The sequence below is a fragment of the Streptomyces sp. NPDC001532 genome (assembly GCF_040298625.1).
In the GTDB taxonomy this organism is placed as follows: domain Bacteria; phylum Actinomycetota; class Actinomycetes; order Streptomycetales; family Streptomycetaceae; genus Streptomyces.
The window spans coordinates 80,594-95,489 of record NZ_JBEPAL010000020.1; the positions used below are offsets into that span (position 1 = coordinate 80,594).

Below are 14,896 nucleotides of genomic sequence, written 5' to 3' on the forward strand. Positions count from 1 at the left end.
CCGGCCGCCCGCTGTCTTGTCATGCGCATTGTTAGTGCGGAGACATGAGGGGACAAGGAGGCGTTTCAGGCCCGCGGATGGCGGGTTCTCGCGGGTTCCTCCGGCCTATCGGGGCCCTTTGCCCTGCCCGCGGCCCGGCTTGTCGTCGCCGTCGCCGTCGCCGGGGGCCACCGGGGCGGAGGTGGCGGGGGCGGCGGGGGTGGACACGGGGGCCGCCGCGGCCGAGGTCGGCGAGGCGGTGGGGGCCGTCGGGGCCGCGGCGTCGCCGGACGGGTTCGCGGTCGGGGCGGACCCGCCGGCGCCGGTGCCCGCCGCGGCCGGCGCGGAGGCCGTGCGCTCGCCGCCCGTGCGCGCGTCCGCCGACTCCTCCGGCACGGCGTCCGTGTCGCCGGCCGTCGGACCGGTACGGCCCTTCTCGCTCTGCGCGCCGCCCGAGGAGGACGACCCGGAGAAGGCGAAACCGGCGACCAGCGCCGCGGCGGACACCGCGCCCACCGCACCGGCGGCGACCGCCACCCGGCGCTGCCGCCAGGGGCTGGGCTTGCGCCGGGAGCGGCGCGGCGAGGCCGCCACGGCGGGCAGCTCGCGCGTCTCGTCGTAGGTGTTCTGCCAGCCGTGCGCGGTCGCCGGATCGGCGTACTCCTCGTACGCCGGGATCTCCTCCGGCTGCGGCTGGTACACCATCGGCGGACCCTGGGGGTCACCCGTTCTGGGGGGCTCGGACATGGCCGCGCATTGTAGGGACTCCGGTGTCCCCAAGGACAGCGGTCGCCCATACCCGCTCAAAACACTCGTCTCACGTGGCGGAAAACACGACCCGCGGAGCGATACCCGGCCGTAAGCTCCCAGACATGCAGGTGATCCAGTCGACGAAGCTCGCCAACGTCTGTTACGAGATCCGGGGCCCGGTCCTTGAGGAGGCGATGCGGCTGGAAGCTGCCGGTCACCGCATTCTCAAGCTGAACACCGGCAACCCGGCCGCCTTCGGCTTCGAGTGCCCGCCGGAGATCCTGGAGGACATCCTCCGCAACGTCTCCACCGCGCACGGCTACGGCGACGCCAAGGGCCTGCTGGCCGCGCGGCGGGCCGTCGTCATGCACAACCAGACCCTCGGCATCGAGACGGACGTCGAGCACGTCTTCATCGGCAACGGTGTCTCCGAGCTGATCACCATGGCGATGCAGGGGCTGCTGGACGACGGCGACGAGGTCCTCGTACCGGCCCCCGACTACCCGCTGTGGACGGCCGCGGTCTCGCTGTCCGGCGGTACGGCGGTGCACTACCGCTGCGACGAGCAGTCGGACTGGATGCCGGACCTGGCCGACGTCGAGCGCAAGGTGACCGACCGCACCAAGGCGATCGTGATCATCAACCCGAACAACCCGACCGGCGCGGTCTACGACGAGGCGGTGCTGCGTGGGCTGACGGACATCGCCCGCCGCCACAACCTGCTGGTCTGCTCCGACGAGATCTACGACAAGATCCTCTACGACGGCGCCCGGCACATCCCGACCGCCTCCGTCGCCCCGGACCTGCTCACCCTCACCTTCAACGGCATGTCGAAGGCGTACCGGGTGGCCGGCTACCGGGTGGGCTGGATGGCCATAAGCGGTCCGCGCGCCCACGCCGACTCCTACATCGAGGGTCTGACGATCCTGGCGAACATGCGGCTGTGCGCCAACATGCCGGGCCAGCACGGCGTGGTCGCCGCGCTCAGCGGCCGCCAGTCGATCAACGACCTGGTGCTGCCGGGCGGCCGGCTGAAGGAGCAGCTGGACGTCGCCTACGAGCTGCTGACCCAGATCCCGGGTGTGACCTGTGTCCGCCCGAAGGGCGCGCTCTATCTCTTCCCGCGCCTCGACCCCAAGGTCTTCAAGATCAAGGACGACCGGCGGATGGTCCTGGACCTGCTCCGCCAGGAGAAGATCATGGTCGTCCACGGCACCGGCTTCAACTGGCCGGAGCCCGATCACTTCCGGGTGGTGACGCTGCCGTCGGCGGGCGATCTGCGCGACGCGGTGGGCCGGATCGGCACCTTCCTGGACGGATACAGCCAGCCCTGAACCGGCCGCGACGCCGTCGGCCCCCGAATTCGGGATCACACTCAACTTTAGACCGGATCTAATGTAGGATGGCTTCTGTCAGAGCACAGGAGGCCGTCCCATGTACGAACCGATCCGCACCAAGTCGGTCCACACGACGGCCGGCGCCCCGGACTTCCCGCACCGGACCCGTGAGGAGGAGCTGGACATCCAGCTCGCGGGCCATCTCGCGGCACTGCTCGCCGTCACCGACGAGCTGCGCGCGCTGGCCCCGTCCACCGACCTGGACACCGCGGCCGTCCGGCTCTCGGGCCAGGTGGCCCGGCTGCGCGGCGGGCGGGCACCGGTCCGCGCCGCGGTGAGCCCGGTCTCCGAACCGCACCTCGCCGCGCTGCACCAGCGTGCGCACGCGCTGGCGGGGCGGGCCCTGGTCGTCGCCGCCTCCCGGGCGGACACCGCCGCCGCGATCCTCGCCGCCGAGCGGATGGACGCGCACGCGGACGCCCTCGGGCCGCGTGAGGTGACGGCCCACTGAGCCCCTGAGGGGCTCCCACGAACGGCCCCGGTCCGCGTGCACCCGCAGCGACGCGCGGACCGGGTTGCCATGACTTCCCCTCCTTCCGGCGTTGCGATGCCGGGGCCGGTACGACACCCCCCGTTCATCGCCCCCGCCGGGGAATGTCGGCTTCCGCGAGCACTCTGCTCCCGTGAGACGCATCGCAGGCACAGTCCTCGCGGTCCTGCTGATCGGTGGCGTGGTGGCCGCCGTCGTCGCGGGCCGGCAAGGAGAGGACCAGGGCACGGCAACGAAGACCGTGCGCGCAGTGATCGGATCGGAGAAGGCGGAGTTCTTCGCCGACCCCGACGTGGTGAAGGCCCTCGCCGCCAAGGGCTACACCGTCGAGGCCGAGACCTCCGGGTCCTGGGCCATGGAAGGGCTGGACCTCGGCGAGTACGACTTCGCCTTCCCGTCCAGCCAGGCACCCGCCACCGAGCTGGCCGCCAAGCACGGCGTACGGCAGCCGCTGCCGCGGCCCTTCTACTCGCCGCTCGTCGTGGTCGCCCACCGCAACGCCGCCGAGGTGCTGGCCGGCAACAGACTCGCCGACCTCGGCGGGAAGCACACCGGCACCCTCCGGATGGCGGCCTTCCTCGACGCGGCCCGCGACGACCGCACCTGGCAGCAGCTCAAGGGCGCGCAGCGGTACGGCGAGCTGAGCGGCACGCTGTACATCGCCACCACCGACCCGGCGACCTCCAGCTCCGGCGCCCTCTACCTCGCCGCCGCCTCCTACGTGGACAACGGCGGCCGGGTGGTGGCGAGCGACGCCGACCTCGACCGCACCGCGCCCCTGCTGCGCAAGCTGGTCAGTGTGCAGGGCGCCCAGCAGTCCAGCACGGACGCGGCGTTCCGGGACTTCGTCAGCGGCGCCGGCAACCCGCTGGTCCTGGTGTACGAGTCGCAGGTGGCCGCCCTGCTCTCGGACGGGCGCAGCGCCGGCGACCTGACCGTCCTCTACCCGGACACCACCGCCACCAGCGACCACACCGTCGTCCCGTTCACCGACGACGGCCGGGCGCTCGGCGAACTCCTCGGCACCGACCCGGCGTTGCGCGCACTCGCCGCCCGGCACGGCTTCCGGCCGCAGGGCGCGAGCGCCGAGTTCACCGCGGCCACCGAGGACCGCACCGCCTACCTCAACCAGCAGCTCGCCGGTGTCCGGCAGGCGCCCGTGCCGACCTCCGCGGTGCTGCACGACATGGCGCGCCGGGCGCGCGGATGACGGGGGACCATCAAGTGACCGATCACCAAGAAGACTTCACGCTCACCCCGCCCGACCCGGTCGCGGCGATACCCAAGGAGAAGGCCGGCGGCCTGGTCCCCGTCGACGAGAGCACCCGCGCCGACCTCGCCCGCAAGGCCTCCGACCACATCGCCTCGCTCGCCGCGCTCGACGCCCGCTCCCCCGAGTTCGCCGGAAAGGTCGGCGAGATCACCGCGCTCGGCGCCGCAGAGATGCGCGGCGCCGCCGCGCAGTCCAACCGGATGCTGGAGCGCACCGTGCGCAGCCTGCCCGACAAGGGCCAGGACGCCTCCGCGCGAGTGGCGACCTCGCTGGTGGAGCTGCGGCGGGTGGTGGAGGACCTGGATCCGCGGGACCTGCCCGCCGCCAAGGGCCGCAGGTTCCTCTCCCGGCTGCCCGGCGGCAACAGGTTCCGCGACCACCTCGCCAAGTACGCCACCTCGCAGGGCACCCTGAACCGGATCGTCGGCGCGCTGCGCGGCGGCCAGGACGAGCTGCGCCGCGACAACGCCGCGCTCCAGACCGAACGGGTCCGCCTGTGGGAGACCATGGGCAAGCTCCAGGAGTACGTGATCCTCACCGAGGCCCTGGACGAGGCCGTGGAGCGGCACATCGCCGACGTCGAGGCGGCCGACCCGGCGCAGGCCGGCACGCTCCGCGCCGATGTGCTCTTCCCGGTCCGGCAGAAGCACCAGGACCTGCTCACCCAGCTGGCCGTCTGCGCCCAGGGCTACCTCGCCATGGACGTCGTACGGCGCAACAACGACGAGCTGATCAAGGGCGTCGACCGGGCGGCCACCACCACCGTCTCGGCGCTGCGCATCGCGGTGATGCTGGCCTCCGCGCTCGACCACCAGAAGAAGGTGACCGAGCAGGTCGACGCGTTGCGCGGGACCACCGAGGAGCTGATCCGGGGCAACGCGGAGATGCTGGCCACGCAGAGCGGTGATATCCAGCGGATCGCCGCCGACCCGGCGGTCGGCGCGGAGACCCTGCGCGCGGCGTTCCAGCAGATCTACCGCACGCTCGACGCCATCGACACCTTCAAGGCGCAGGCCACCGAGGTGATGGCCGGCACCGTGGAGTCGCTGACCGCGGAACTGCGGCAGGCGAGCGGCCACCTGGAGCGGAGCCGGTCCCAGGGCGCTCTGGAAGGCGGACCGGTATGAGACGCCCGATCGCCGTCGCCGTGACCGCCGCGCTGGCCCTGCTGGCGTCCTGCACCTCGGCGGCCCGCGACGACGGCCTCGCCGAGGACCCCTGGTCCTACCAGCCCGGTACGCTGCGCGTCCTCGCCTCCAGCGAGCTGAGCGACATGACCCCGGTCCTGGACCGGATCCGCGAGGACACCGGCATCACCGTCCGCCCCACCTACCTCGGCACCCTCGACGCCGTCGACCTGCTGGCACGGGACGAGGCCAAGGGGCTGTACGACGCGGTGTGGCTGGCCTCCGGCGACCATCTGCGGCTGCGCCCGGACGCGGCGCGGCGCGTGGTGTCGGAGACCCCGGTGATGGCCAGCCCGGTCGCCATCGGCGTCCGCTCCGGCACCGTCGAGGAGCTGGGCTGGCAGCCGGAGGAGGTCACCTGGTCCGACGTCGAGAAGGCCGTGCGCTCCGGCGGCCTCACCTACGGCATGACCGACCCGGCGCGCTCCCACTCCGGTTTCGCCACCCTGGTCTCGGTCGCCTCCGCGCTCTCCGGCGCCCAGTCCGCGCTCACGGACGCGGACGTGAAGGAGGCCACGCCCCGGCTGAAGGAGTTCTTCGCGGGGCAGCGGCTGACCTCGGGTTCGTCGGGCTGGCTGGCCGGCGCGTACGCCGACCGCCCGGACGTCGACGCACTGTTCACCTACGAGTCCGTGCTCGCTGGCATCCCGGGCATGACCGTGATCCGGCCGGTCGACGGGGTCGTCACCGCCGACTACCCGCTGTCCTCCCTCGCCTCCGCCCCGGCCTCCGCACGGGAGGACGTGCGGAGGCTGGCCGAGGCGCTGCGCACCCCTCGGATCCAGCGGGCGATCACGGAACGCACGCACCGCCGCCCGGTCGTGCCCTCGGTGGCGCCCGCGGCCGGCCTGGACACCTCGCGCCGCCGCGAACTGCCCTTCCCGGGCACCCGTTCGGTCGCGGACGGGCTGCTCCACTCGTACGAGAACGAGCTGCGCCGACCGTCGCGGACCGTGTACGTGCTGGACACCTCGGGCTCGATGGAGGGCGACCGGCTGACCCGGCTGAAGCAGGCGCTGACCGGACTGACCGGGGACTTCCGGGAGCGGGAGGAGGTCACGCTGATGCCGTTCGGGTCGCGGGTGAAGGCCGTCCGCACCCATGTCGTGGACCCCGCGGACCCACGGTCGGGGCTGGACGGCATCCGGCGGGACACCGAGGCGCTGGAGGCCGAGGGCGACACCGCCGTCTACACCTCGCTGGAGAAGGCGTACGACGAGCTGGGCGACGACCGGGACACGTTCACCTCGATCGTGCTGATGACGGACGGCGAGAACACCACCGGCGACACGGCCGAGGACTTCGAGGCCTTCCACGCCGGGCTCACCGGCCACCGGCGGGACATCCCCGTCTTCCCCATCCTGTTCGGCGACTCCGACCGCGCCGCGCTGGAACGCGTCGCCGAACTGACCGGCGGCCGGCTCTTCGACGCCCGGGAGGGCTCGCTGGACGGCGCCTTCGAGGAGATCCGTGGCTACCAGTAGGGCCCTGGGCTGGCTGGAGTCCCGCAAGAACCTGACCGGCTGCGCCTGCGGTCTGCTGGGACTCGTGCTCACCTTCACCGGCCTGGCGGGCGCGTTCTGGCCGGCCGTCGTCGCCGGTCTGTACGGCGCGGGCGCGCTGCTCGCCCCGCCGGAGCGGCCCGGCCCGCCGGGCTTCCCGTCGCCGTCCGAGCAGCTGGACCAGGTCCGCACGGACCTGGGAAAGCTGCGCGACTACCTCACCGAGGTCGAGCTGCCGGCCGCCGCCGGTGCCGGGCTCCGCGAGCTGACCGCCGTGATGGCGGACCTGCTGGACCCGGAGCGGGGCGCCCCGCTGCTCGCGCGGGACCCCGAGGGGACGCATGTGCTGTTCCGCGCGGTGCGCCAGGACGTCCCGGAGGCCGTCGACACCTACGTCCGCACCCGCTGGTGGACCCGGGTGGCCCCCGGCCGGCAGTCGCCGGAGGAGCACCTGGAGCGGCAGCTGTCCGTGCTGCGCGAGGAGGTGCGGCAGGTGGCGGCGGGCCTCGGGGAGTCCGAGGCCCGCCGTCAGGAGTCCCACACCCGGTATCTGGAGGGCCGGGGCGGCTCCCTGTGACTCGGCGCCGGAGACTCAGCGCCGGACGAACACCGTCGCCGAGGCCGTCGACCCGCTGTGCAGGTCGTCGCCCGCCCAGCTGATCGTGTAGGTCACCTCGCGCCGGGTGCGCGGGATGTCGTTGACGGTGAAGGTGCCGTCGGCGGCGACCGTGACCGGCGTGAGCGTGCCGCTGCCGAGCCGGTCCGTGCGCTGCACCTTCAGCACGGCCCGCTCCGGCAGTGCCTTGCCCTGCGCGGTGAAGGTGCCGGTGATCTCGATGCCGCCGTCGAGCGTGGCCTCCGCCGGGGCGGTGAGCGTCAGGGAGCTGGCCGCCTTGCCGACGGACACGGTGTGGGTGACGTCGGTGGCGGGGCGGTGGGTCAGGTCGCCGAGGAAGGAGACCGTGTAGGTGGCCTCGCCGACCAGGTCCGGCTCGTCGAGGACGGTGTACGTGCCGTCCTCCCGGACGGTGAAGGTGCCCAGCTCGTGGGTGCCGTTCGTGTCGGTGCGGGTCGCCGTCACCTTCAGCGGCTGCGCCGGTGCCGGGCCGTCGTGCTCCAGCCGGCCGCGCACCGCCAGCGGTTCGCCCGCCGCCGCCTGGGCGGGGCTGTGGGTGAGGTCGCCGCCGAGACGGACGTCGTACTGGACGGCCGGGGGCTGGACGATGTGCAGCCAGTACTGGCTGCCGGCCGCGTTGGTGGTCACCGTGAACAGCCGGGAGCCGTCCGCCGACCACTCGGTGCCGCGCGGCACGACCCGGTCGCCGTCGAGGCTGCCCTCGAAGACGAACTCCAGCGGCGGTGTGGCGTCGGCCGGGTCGGCGGGCTGGATCAGCAGGTCGGGAGTGGCGCCGGTGGCCGACGCGCCGCGGGCGATGTACTTGCCGTCGCCGCTGAAGGCGACCGCGCTGGCGGTGGCGCCGGCGGGCAGCGGCTGGTAGCCGGTGGCCGCGTCCGACAGGTCGCCGCTGTTCAGCAGGCGGGTGCCCGCGGTGGCGTCGGCGAGGGCGACCTTGCCGCCGTCGGCGGAGAGCGCCATGTCCTTCAGGTTCAGGGCGCCCTTGCCGTCGGCGTCGGCGAACCGGCGCGCGGCGTTGCGGACCAGACCGCCGTCGCTGGTGTCGAAGACGGTGACGAACGGGTCGGTGGCCTTCGCGTTGAGCGGCTGGCCCATGAGCATCCGGTTGCCGGCGCCGGCCTCCAGCAGCAGATCGCCGGTGTCGTTCCAGCCGGTGCGCTGGTACACGCCGTCGACCAGGCCGTCGAGGTCGGTCCGCGCGCTCGGGCACTCGCCGGTGTACTGCGCGTACGGCGTCGTGAGGTAGACCTGACCGCCGGAGACGGCGACCTCGCGGCCGCAGGTGTCGGTGGAGGCGTAGGTGGCGGAGGTGCGCTGGTAGGTGACGGTGTCGTAGGCCTCGACGCGCTCGCGCAGGCCGACCCACAGCTTGCTGCCGTCGGCGCTGACCGCGAGGCCGGAGACATGGTTCTGGTTGGTGACGATCGTGGTCAGGCGCTCGCCGCCGAAGTCGTAGACCGCGATGGTTCCCGAGTTGAGGTAGTAGCCGACGTTGCTGTCCGCCACGAAGACGCGCTGGTGGACGTTGTCCACCGCCAGCGCGGAGAACGACGAGATCGGCAGCTTGGCGACGACGTCGGAGGCCGCCGCGTGCGCCGCGGGCGCCACGGCGACGGTGAGGCCGGTCCCGGCGAGCGCGGCGGCGAGGACGGCGGCCGCGAGACGTCCGGGACGGTGTGCTGTATTCAACTGTGCCCCCCACAGGCTGACTTCGAGTGCCGCACCGGGACGGGTGAGGCACTTGTAAACGCCATGAAACCGGTGTGAAGATCCGCCGGGCAAGGGGGCGCGCGTGACCGGTGATGCGACGACGCGAAGGCCGCCACCGCTTGTGGTGACGGCCTTCACGAGCGTGCGGGACGGGTCGGGGGTCAGGGGCAGCTGATGCGGGTGTCGCCGGTGTCCGTGGTGCAGGTGTCGGTGCCGGGGCCGCCGTTGGCCGTGTCGTTGCCGGACACGCCGTCGGTGGTGATCAGCCGGTCGTCGCCGTAGTAGCCGGTCAGCGTGTCGTTGCCGGGGCCGCCGTTGAGGGTGTCGTTCTGGTTGCCGCCGTCGGCGTTGTCGTTGCCGTGGTTGCCGTAGACGGTGTCGGAGCCGCTGCCCGCGCGGATGGTGTCGTTGCCGCCGAGGGCGCAGATCACGTCGTTGCCGCTGGTGCCGGTGAGGGTCTCGGCGGCACTGGTGCCGACGATGGTGCAGCCGCGGGAGTTGTTGACGCTGCTGGTCACCGTGGCGGTGTCGTTGGCCGACGACGGGTCGGTCTGGCCGGCGTCGGCGGTGGCGGTGTTGGTGAGGGTGCCGAGGAAGCGCGGCTCGGCGGCGAAGGTGACCGTGGCGCTCGCGCCGGGGGCGAGGTTGTTCAGCGAGCAGGCGGCGGTGCGCGTGGAGGTGAGGGTGCAGTTGCCCTGGCCGGTGGTGGCCGACACCAGGGTCGCGCCGGCCCCGGAGATCGTGTCGACGAGCGTGACACCGGTGGCGGTCGCGGTGGAGGTGGAGCTGTTGGTCACGCGCACGGTGTACGTGGCCTGGTCGCCGATGCTGACGGAGGCCGGCCCGGACTTGGTGACGATCAGGTCCGCGCTGGGCGGCGGGGGCGTCGTGCCGCCGCCCTCGTAGCGGGCGAGGGCGAAGTCCTGGTCGGGTCCGCCGCCGCCGGCGGCGACGATCTTGCCGTCGGACTGGAGGGCGACGCCGCGCGCCCAGTCGCCGCCGCCGAAGTCGGTGACGACCCTGCCGTTGGTGCCGAAGCCGGTGTCGGGGCTGCCGTTGGCGAGGTGGCGCAGGACCGCGAAGTCGCCGCCGGCCCCGTTGCCGCCGGCCGTCACGATCCGCCCGTCGGGCTGGAGCACCACGTCGTTGACGGCGGCACCGGTGAGGACGACCCGGCCGCCGCTGCCGAAGGTGGGGTCGAGGCCGCCGTTGGTGAGATAGCGGGCCATGGAGTCCCCGCCGACCGCGACGATCCGGCCGTCGGGCTGGATCGCCAGCGCCTCGACGCCCTCGTAGTCGCCGAAGTCGGTGCGGACGATGCCGTCGCCGTCGAAGGTGGTGTCGACGCTGCCGTCGGGGTTGAAGCGCATCAGGGCGAAGTCGAAGCGGGTCGAGCCGACGTGGCCGCCGACGACGATCTTCCCGTCCGGCTGGAGGGCCAGGGCGCTTCCGTCCCCGCCCTCCTGCGCGACCGGTCCCGCCGGGTTGGCGGTGACCGTGCCGTCGCCGCCGAACGTGGTGTCCGCGGTGCCGTCGGGGGTGAGGCGGAGCACCGCCATACGGCCGCCGGAGTAGCCGGCCGCGACGATCCTGCCGCTGGAGTCGATCGCCACGTCGCGGGCCTCGGTCGGGCCGTCGATGTCGGCGAAGACCCGGCCGTCACCGCTGAAGGTGTTGTCCAGGGTGCCGTCGGCGTTGTAGCGGGCGACCACGAACCAGCAGCAGTTCTCGTACTCGCGCCAGCTCATGCCCACGACGACGATCTTTCCGTCGTCCTGGAGCGCCACCCCGTCGGCCTCGCTCCACTGGAGGTTCGGCTCCATGTTGTTGATGGCCGTGGTGACCTTGCCGTCGCCGCCGAAGCTGGTGTCCAGGGTGCCGTCGGGGTGGTGGCGGGTCAGTGCGAAGTAGCTCTCCACGAGCGACTGATCGGCGGCGGCGCCGACGGAGACGATCTTCCCGTCGGGCTGCACCGCCACATCGCGGGCCTGGTCGTCGTCGGCGAGGTCGGTCAGCACCTTGCCGTCACCGCTGAAGGTGGGATCGAGATCGCCCGGGGCGGCCGCCGCGGTGCCGGGAAGGGTCAGGACGAGTGCCAGGACGGTGGCCGCGACGGTCCCGGCGCGGGCGAGGCCGGCCCAGCGGCGCCGGGCCGGCCGCGCGAGAGAGATGAGCATGCGCGACAGCCTTCCGCCCGTCGCACAAGGGGCGGCACGCCACGACCTGCATTGCCCTCACCGGACGCAGGAATCCATCCCACCGGGTGAGCGCGGGCAGCACGGCCCCGCACGCCGTTGTACGGGGCCACGGTTCGTGACGATGTGCCGCCTCCCGCGGCCGGCCGTGACGATCACTGGTCAGGGCTCCCATCGGACCGGCCGCGGGGGATCACGGGGTGGGCTCTCGGCCCACCTGGCGGGCTGTCAGCCCAGGCGCGCCACCAGCGCGCGGTACTCGTCCCACAGCTCCTCGGGCGTGTGGTCGCCGAAGGTGTTGAGGTGCTCGGGGACCAGGGCGGCCTCCTCGCGCCACACCTCCTTGTCCACCGTCAGCAGGAACTCCAGGTCGGAGTCGGACAGGTCGAGCCCGTCGGTGTCCAGGGCGCCCTTCGTCGGCAGCACGCCGATCGGGGTCTCGACGCCCTCGGCGCGGCCGTCCAGCCGCTCGACGATCCACTTCAGGACGCGGCTGTTCTCGCCGAAGCCGGGCCAGACGAACTTGCCCTCGTCGTTCTTGCGGAACCAGTTGACGTAGTAGATCTTCGGCAGCTTGGACTGGTCCTTGTCCTTGGCCACGTCGATCCAGTGGGCCATGTAGTCGCCCATGTTGTAGCCGCAGAACGGCAGCATCGCGAACGGGTCGCGGCGCAGCTCGCCGACCTTGCCCTCGGCGGCGGCGGTCTTCTCGGAGGCCACGTTGGCGCCGAGGAAGACGCCGTGGTTCCAGTCGAAGGACTCCGTCACCAGCGGGACGGCGGTGGCGCGGCGGCCGCCGAAGAGGATCGCGGAGATCGGCACGCCCTTGGGGTCCTCCCACTCGGGCGCGATGATCGGGCACTGCGAGGCGGGCACGGTGAAGCGGGCGTTGGGGTGGGCGGCCGGGACACCGGAGTCCGGGGTCCAGTCGTTGCCCTTCCAGTCGGTGAGGTGGGCCGGAGTCTCCTCCGTCATGCCCTCCCACCAGATGTCGTTGTCGTCGGTGAGGGCGACGTTGGTGAAGACGGAGTTGCCCCACAGCGTCTTCATCGCGTTGGCGTTGGTGTGCTCACCGGTGCCGGGCGCGACGCCGAAGAAGCCGGCCTCGGGGTTGATGGCGTACAGCCGGCCGTCCTCGCCGAAGCGCATCCAGGCGATGTCGTCGCCGATGGTCTCGACCGTCCAGCCGGAGATCGTGGGCTCCAGCATGGCGAGGTTGGTCTTGCCGCAGGCGGACGGGAAGGCGGCGGCGACGTACTTGGACTCAGCCCGGCCGGAGGCAAAGGGGGGCGGGGTCAGCTTGAGGATCAGCATGTGCTCGGCGAGCCAGCCCTCGTCACGGGCCATGACGGAGGCGATGCGCAGCGCGTAGCACTTCTTGCCGAGGAGGGCGTTGCCGCCGTAGCCGGAGCCGTAGGACCAGATCTCGCGGGTCTCCGGGAAGTGGGAGATGTACTTGGTCTGGTTGCAGGGCCACGGCACGTCCTGCTCGCCCGGCTCCAGGGGAGCGCCGAGGGTGTGGACGGCCTTGACGAAGAAGCCGTCGTCGCCCAGCTCGTCGAGGACGGCCTGGCCCATGCGCGTCATGGTGCGCATGGCGACGGCGACGTAGGCGGAGTCCGTGATCTCGACGCCGAGCGCCGACAGCGGGGAGCCGAGCGGGCCCATGCAGAACGGCACCACGTACATGGTGCGGCCGCGCATGGAGCCGCGGAAGAGGCCGCCTTCGCCGCCGGAGCCCTGGAATATGTCCCGCATCTCGGCGGGGGCCTTCCAGTGGTTGGTGGGGCCGGCGTCCTCCTCCTTCTCGGAGCAGATGAAGGTCCGGTCCTCGACGCGGGCGACGTCGGTGGGGTCGGAGGCGGCGTAGTAGGAGTTCGGGCGCTTGATCGGGTCGAGCTTGCGGAAGGTGCCCTTCTCGACGAGCTCCTCGCACAGGCGCTCGTACTCGGCCTCGGATCCGTCGCACCAGACCACGTTGTCCGGCTGGGTCAGTTCCGCGATCTCGTTGACCCACGAGATCAGTTCCTGATGGTTGGTCGGGCTGACGGTGGTGGGAGCCGCGTTGTCGCGCGCCACGATCGCTCCTAAATGAGGGTTTTTTGTCCTGTCTGCCCCGTGGGGGCCGCGACCCGGATGCTTCGTAGCCGCTCATCCGGTGCCGACCGCACTCATTTGATCATCCGAGCTGACTGCGCATTTGTCCAGAGGGCCGCACACCTGAGCGCCGTGAGGAACGCCACGTCCAGGGGCTTTCGCCGTGATTCTTTGCGTCCACATGGAGTTCGGCTGACTTTTTCTTGGCGTTGCCGGCCGCCGTCGCACAGCGCGGTCACGAGACTCTGATCCGTCACTTACGGAGGCGTAGGTACCATGCGCGCATGACTGCGTCCGCCTCCGACGCGCGCACGGACACGCCGGTCGCCGACCGTGGCTCCGTGGCGCTGCATCTGCCGCATCCGTCCCTGCCGGACTCCGTCAAGCCGAAACTGCGGGGCTGGCTGCACCTGGGCATGTTCCCGGCGGCCCTGATCTCGGGCCTGGTGCTGACCGCCCTCGCCCACTCCACACGCGGCCGGATCGCGTGCGGGATCTACGCGCTGACGGCCTGTCTGCTCTTCGGAGTGAGCGCGCTGTACCACCGGGGCACCTGGAGCCCCCGGATGGACGGCGTGCTGCGCCGCCTCGATCACGCCAACATCTTCCTGATCATCGCGGGCACCTACACCCCGCTCACCCTCCTGCTCCTGCCGAGCTCCAAGGGCCGGTGGCTGCTGTGGGGCATCTGGGCCGCGGCACTGGCGGGCATCATCTTCCGGGTCTTCTGGGTCGGTGCCCCGCGCTGGCTCTACACGCCGTGCTACATCGCGATGGGCTGGGCGGCGGTCTTCTTCCTGCCCGACTTCATGCGCACGGGCGGCGTCGCCGTCCTCGTCCTGGTGGTCGTCGGCGGACTCCTCTACAGCCTGGGCGGAGTCGTCTACGGCATCAAGCGCCCCAACCCCTCACCGCGCTGGTTCGGCTTCCACGAGGTCTTCCACGCCCTCACGCTGGCGGCGTTCATCACCCACTACATCGGCATCTCGCTGGTCGCCTACCAGCACGCGTAGCCTCCGCCGCGCGGCGCGGATGTCCGACAATGATCCGTATGACGGCCGTACGCACCACCGCCTCCGCTCCCGCCGGCCGCCCCCGGGCGGGACTGCGGGAGCGGAAGAAGGCCAGGACCCGGAAGGCGATCCGCGCGGCCGCCTGCGCGCTGATCGAGGAGCAGGGGTACGGGGCCACGACGATCGAGCAGATCGCCGGCCGCGCCGAGCTGTCGCCGTCGACCGTCCTGCGCTACTTCCCCGCCAAGGAGGACATCGTCCTCACCGACGCGGACGACCCCCTCGTGTTCGAGGAGCTGCGGCACCGCCCCGCCGACGAGCCGTGGACGGACTCCCTGCGCCAGGTCGTACGGCACGCCGTCGGCCTCGGGACGGGCGAGGAGCCGGAGATCACCCGGCTGCGCTGCCGGCTGCTGGCCGAGGTGCCCGCCGTGCGCTCCCGGATGCTGGAGAGCATGGCGGGAACCGCCCGGCTGATCGCCCGGGCCGTCGGCGAGCGCACCGGCCGCGACCCGGAGAGCCTGGAGGTGCGGGTCCTCGCCGCGTCCCTCGTCGCCGGTCTGCTGGAGGTCTCCCAGTACTGGGCCCGCACCGGCTTCCGCGACGACCTCGCCGACCTCGTCGACCGCTCCCTCACCGTCGTCGAACACGGCCTGACATCCTGAA

The 14,896-nt window shown here is 72.2% G+C and carries 12 protein-coding genes; 8 read left to right on the plus strand and 4 right to left on the minus strand.

All coding sequences use genetic code 11. From position 1 onward, the window contains the following. Positions 1 to 105: 105 nt before the first annotated feature. On the minus strand, positions 106 to 726 hold the full coding sequence (locus ABT232_RS19830; protein WP_351841588.1) for a hypothetical protein: 621 nt from the start codon (positions 724 to 726) through the stop codon (positions 106 to 108). 125 nt (positions 727 to 851) lie between these two features. Between ABT232_RS19830 and ABT232_RS19835 the strand changes: the two genes are divergently transcribed. The 6 genes from ABT232_RS19835 (at position 852) to ABT232_RS19860 (ending at position 7,155) form a co-directional block, all read left to right on the plus strand. After that, the gene (locus ABT232_RS19835; RefSeq protein ID WP_351841590.1) at positions 852 to 2,063 is read left to right on the plus strand and encodes a pyridoxal phosphate-dependent aminotransferase; all 1,212 of its coding nucleotides are present in this window, start codon (positions 852 to 854) and stop codon (positions 2,061 to 2,063) included. 100 nt (positions 2,064 to 2,163) lie between these two features. Then, positions 2,164 to 2,577 (plus strand): SCO4983 family protein, encoded by a 414-nt coding sequence (locus ABT232_RS19840; protein WP_351841592.1) that lies wholly within the window; start codon positions 2,164 to 2,166, stop codon positions 2,575 to 2,577. A 172-nt stretch (positions 2,578 to 2,749) separates the two neighbouring features. Continuing rightward, on the plus strand, positions 2,750 to 3,826 hold the full coding sequence (locus ABT232_RS19845; protein ID WP_351841594.1) for a substrate-binding domain-containing protein: 1,077 nt from the start codon (positions 2,750 to 2,752) through the stop codon (positions 3,824 to 3,826). Further along, positions 3,823 to 5,016: a toxic anion resistance protein gene (locus tag ABT232_RS19850; RefSeq protein ID WP_450871704.1), complete on the plus strand. Its 1,194-nt coding sequence runs from the start codon at positions 3,823 to 3,825 to the stop codon at positions 5,014 to 5,016. Before ABT232_RS19845 ends, ABT232_RS19850 begins: the two co-directional genes overlap by 4 nt. Then, positions 5,013 to 6,560: a vWA domain-containing protein gene (locus ABT232_RS19855; protein WP_351841598.1), complete on the plus strand. Its 1,548-nt coding sequence runs from the start codon at positions 5,013 to 5,015 to the stop codon at positions 6,558 to 6,560. The genes ABT232_RS19850 and ABT232_RS19855 overlap by 4 nt, the downstream gene beginning before the upstream one ends. Then, positions 6,547 to 7,155 carry a hypothetical protein gene (locus ABT232_RS19860; protein ID WP_351841600.1) on the plus strand — a complete coding sequence of 203 codons (609 nt, stop codon included), beginning with the start codon at positions 6,547 to 6,549 and terminating at the stop codon, positions 7,153 to 7,155. The genes ABT232_RS19855 and ABT232_RS19860 overlap by 14 nt, the downstream gene beginning before the upstream one ends. A gap of 15 nt (positions 7,156 to 7,170) precedes the next feature. On the opposite strand, the gene ABT232_RS19865 is transcribed toward ABT232_RS19860, so the two are convergent. The 3 genes from ABT232_RS19865 to ABT232_RS19875 form a co-directional block, all read right to left on the minus strand. Beyond that, complete coding sequence (locus ABT232_RS19865; RefSeq protein WP_351841602.1) at positions 7,171 to 8,904, minus strand: Ig-like domain repeat protein; 1,734 nt, start codon at positions 8,902 to 8,904, stop codon at positions 7,171 to 7,173. 182 nt (positions 8,905 to 9,086) lie between these two features. Beyond that, on the minus strand, positions 9,087 to 11,102 hold the full coding sequence (locus ABT232_RS19870) for a CARDB domain-containing protein (RefSeq protein WP_351841604.1): 2,016 nt from the start codon (positions 11,100 to 11,102) through the stop codon (positions 9,087 to 9,089). 246 nt (positions 11,103 to 11,348) lie between these two features. Then, positions 11,349 to 13,199 carry a phosphoenolpyruvate carboxykinase (GTP) gene (locus ABT232_RS19875; protein ID WP_351841606.1) on the minus strand — a complete coding sequence of 617 codons (1,851 nt, stop codon included), beginning with the start codon at positions 13,197 to 13,199 and terminating at the stop codon, positions 11,349 to 11,351. A gap of 302 nt (positions 13,200 to 13,501) precedes the next feature. Between ABT232_RS19875 and trhA the strand changes: the two genes are divergently transcribed. Both trhA and ABT232_RS19885 read left to right on the plus strand, forming a co-directional pair. Beyond that, a complete protein-coding gene (trhA, locus tag ABT232_RS19880) occupies positions 13,502 to 14,230 on the plus strand; it encodes a PAQR family membrane homeostasis protein TrhA (RefSeq protein WP_351841608.1) in 729 nt (242 codons plus the stop codon). Positions 14,231 to 14,268: 38 nt separating this feature from the next. Next, a complete protein-coding gene (locus tag ABT232_RS19885; protein WP_450871705.1) occupies positions 14,269 to 14,895 on the plus strand; it encodes a TetR/AcrR family transcriptional regulator in 627 nt (208 codons plus the stop codon). Position 14,896: the final 1 nt, after the last annotated feature.

Coding starts and splice junctions, on each gene's coding strand:
- ABT232_RS19830 (WP_351841588.1), bottom strand. CDS start 726: ATGTCCGAGCCCCCCAGAACGGGTGACCCCCAGGGTCCGCCGATGGTG.
- ABT232_RS19835 (WP_351841590.1), top strand. CDS start 852: ATGCAGGTGATCCAGTCGACGAAGCTCGCCAACGTCTGTTACGAGATC.
- ABT232_RS19840 (WP_351841592.1), top strand. CDS start 2,164: ATGTACGAACCGATCCGCACCAAGTCGGTCCACACGACGGCCGGCGCC.
- ABT232_RS19850 (WP_450871704.1), top strand. CDS start 3,823: ATGACGGGGGACCATCAAGTGACCGATCACCAAGAAGACTTCACGCTC.
- ABT232_RS19855 (WP_351841598.1), top strand. CDS start 5,013: ATGAGACGCCCGATCGCCGTCGCCGTGACCGCCGCGCTGGCCCTGCTG.
- ABT232_RS19870 (WP_351841604.1), bottom strand. CDS start 11,102: ATGCTCATCTCTCTCGCGCGGCCGGCCCGGCGCCGCTGGGCCGGCCTC.
- trhA (WP_351841608.1), top strand. CDS start 13,502: ATGACTGCGTCCGCCTCCGACGCGCGCACGGACACGCCGGTCGCCGAC.
- ABT232_RS19885 (WP_450871705.1), top strand. CDS start 14,269: ATGACGGCCGTACGCACCACCGCCTCCGCTCCCGCCGGCCGCCCCCGG.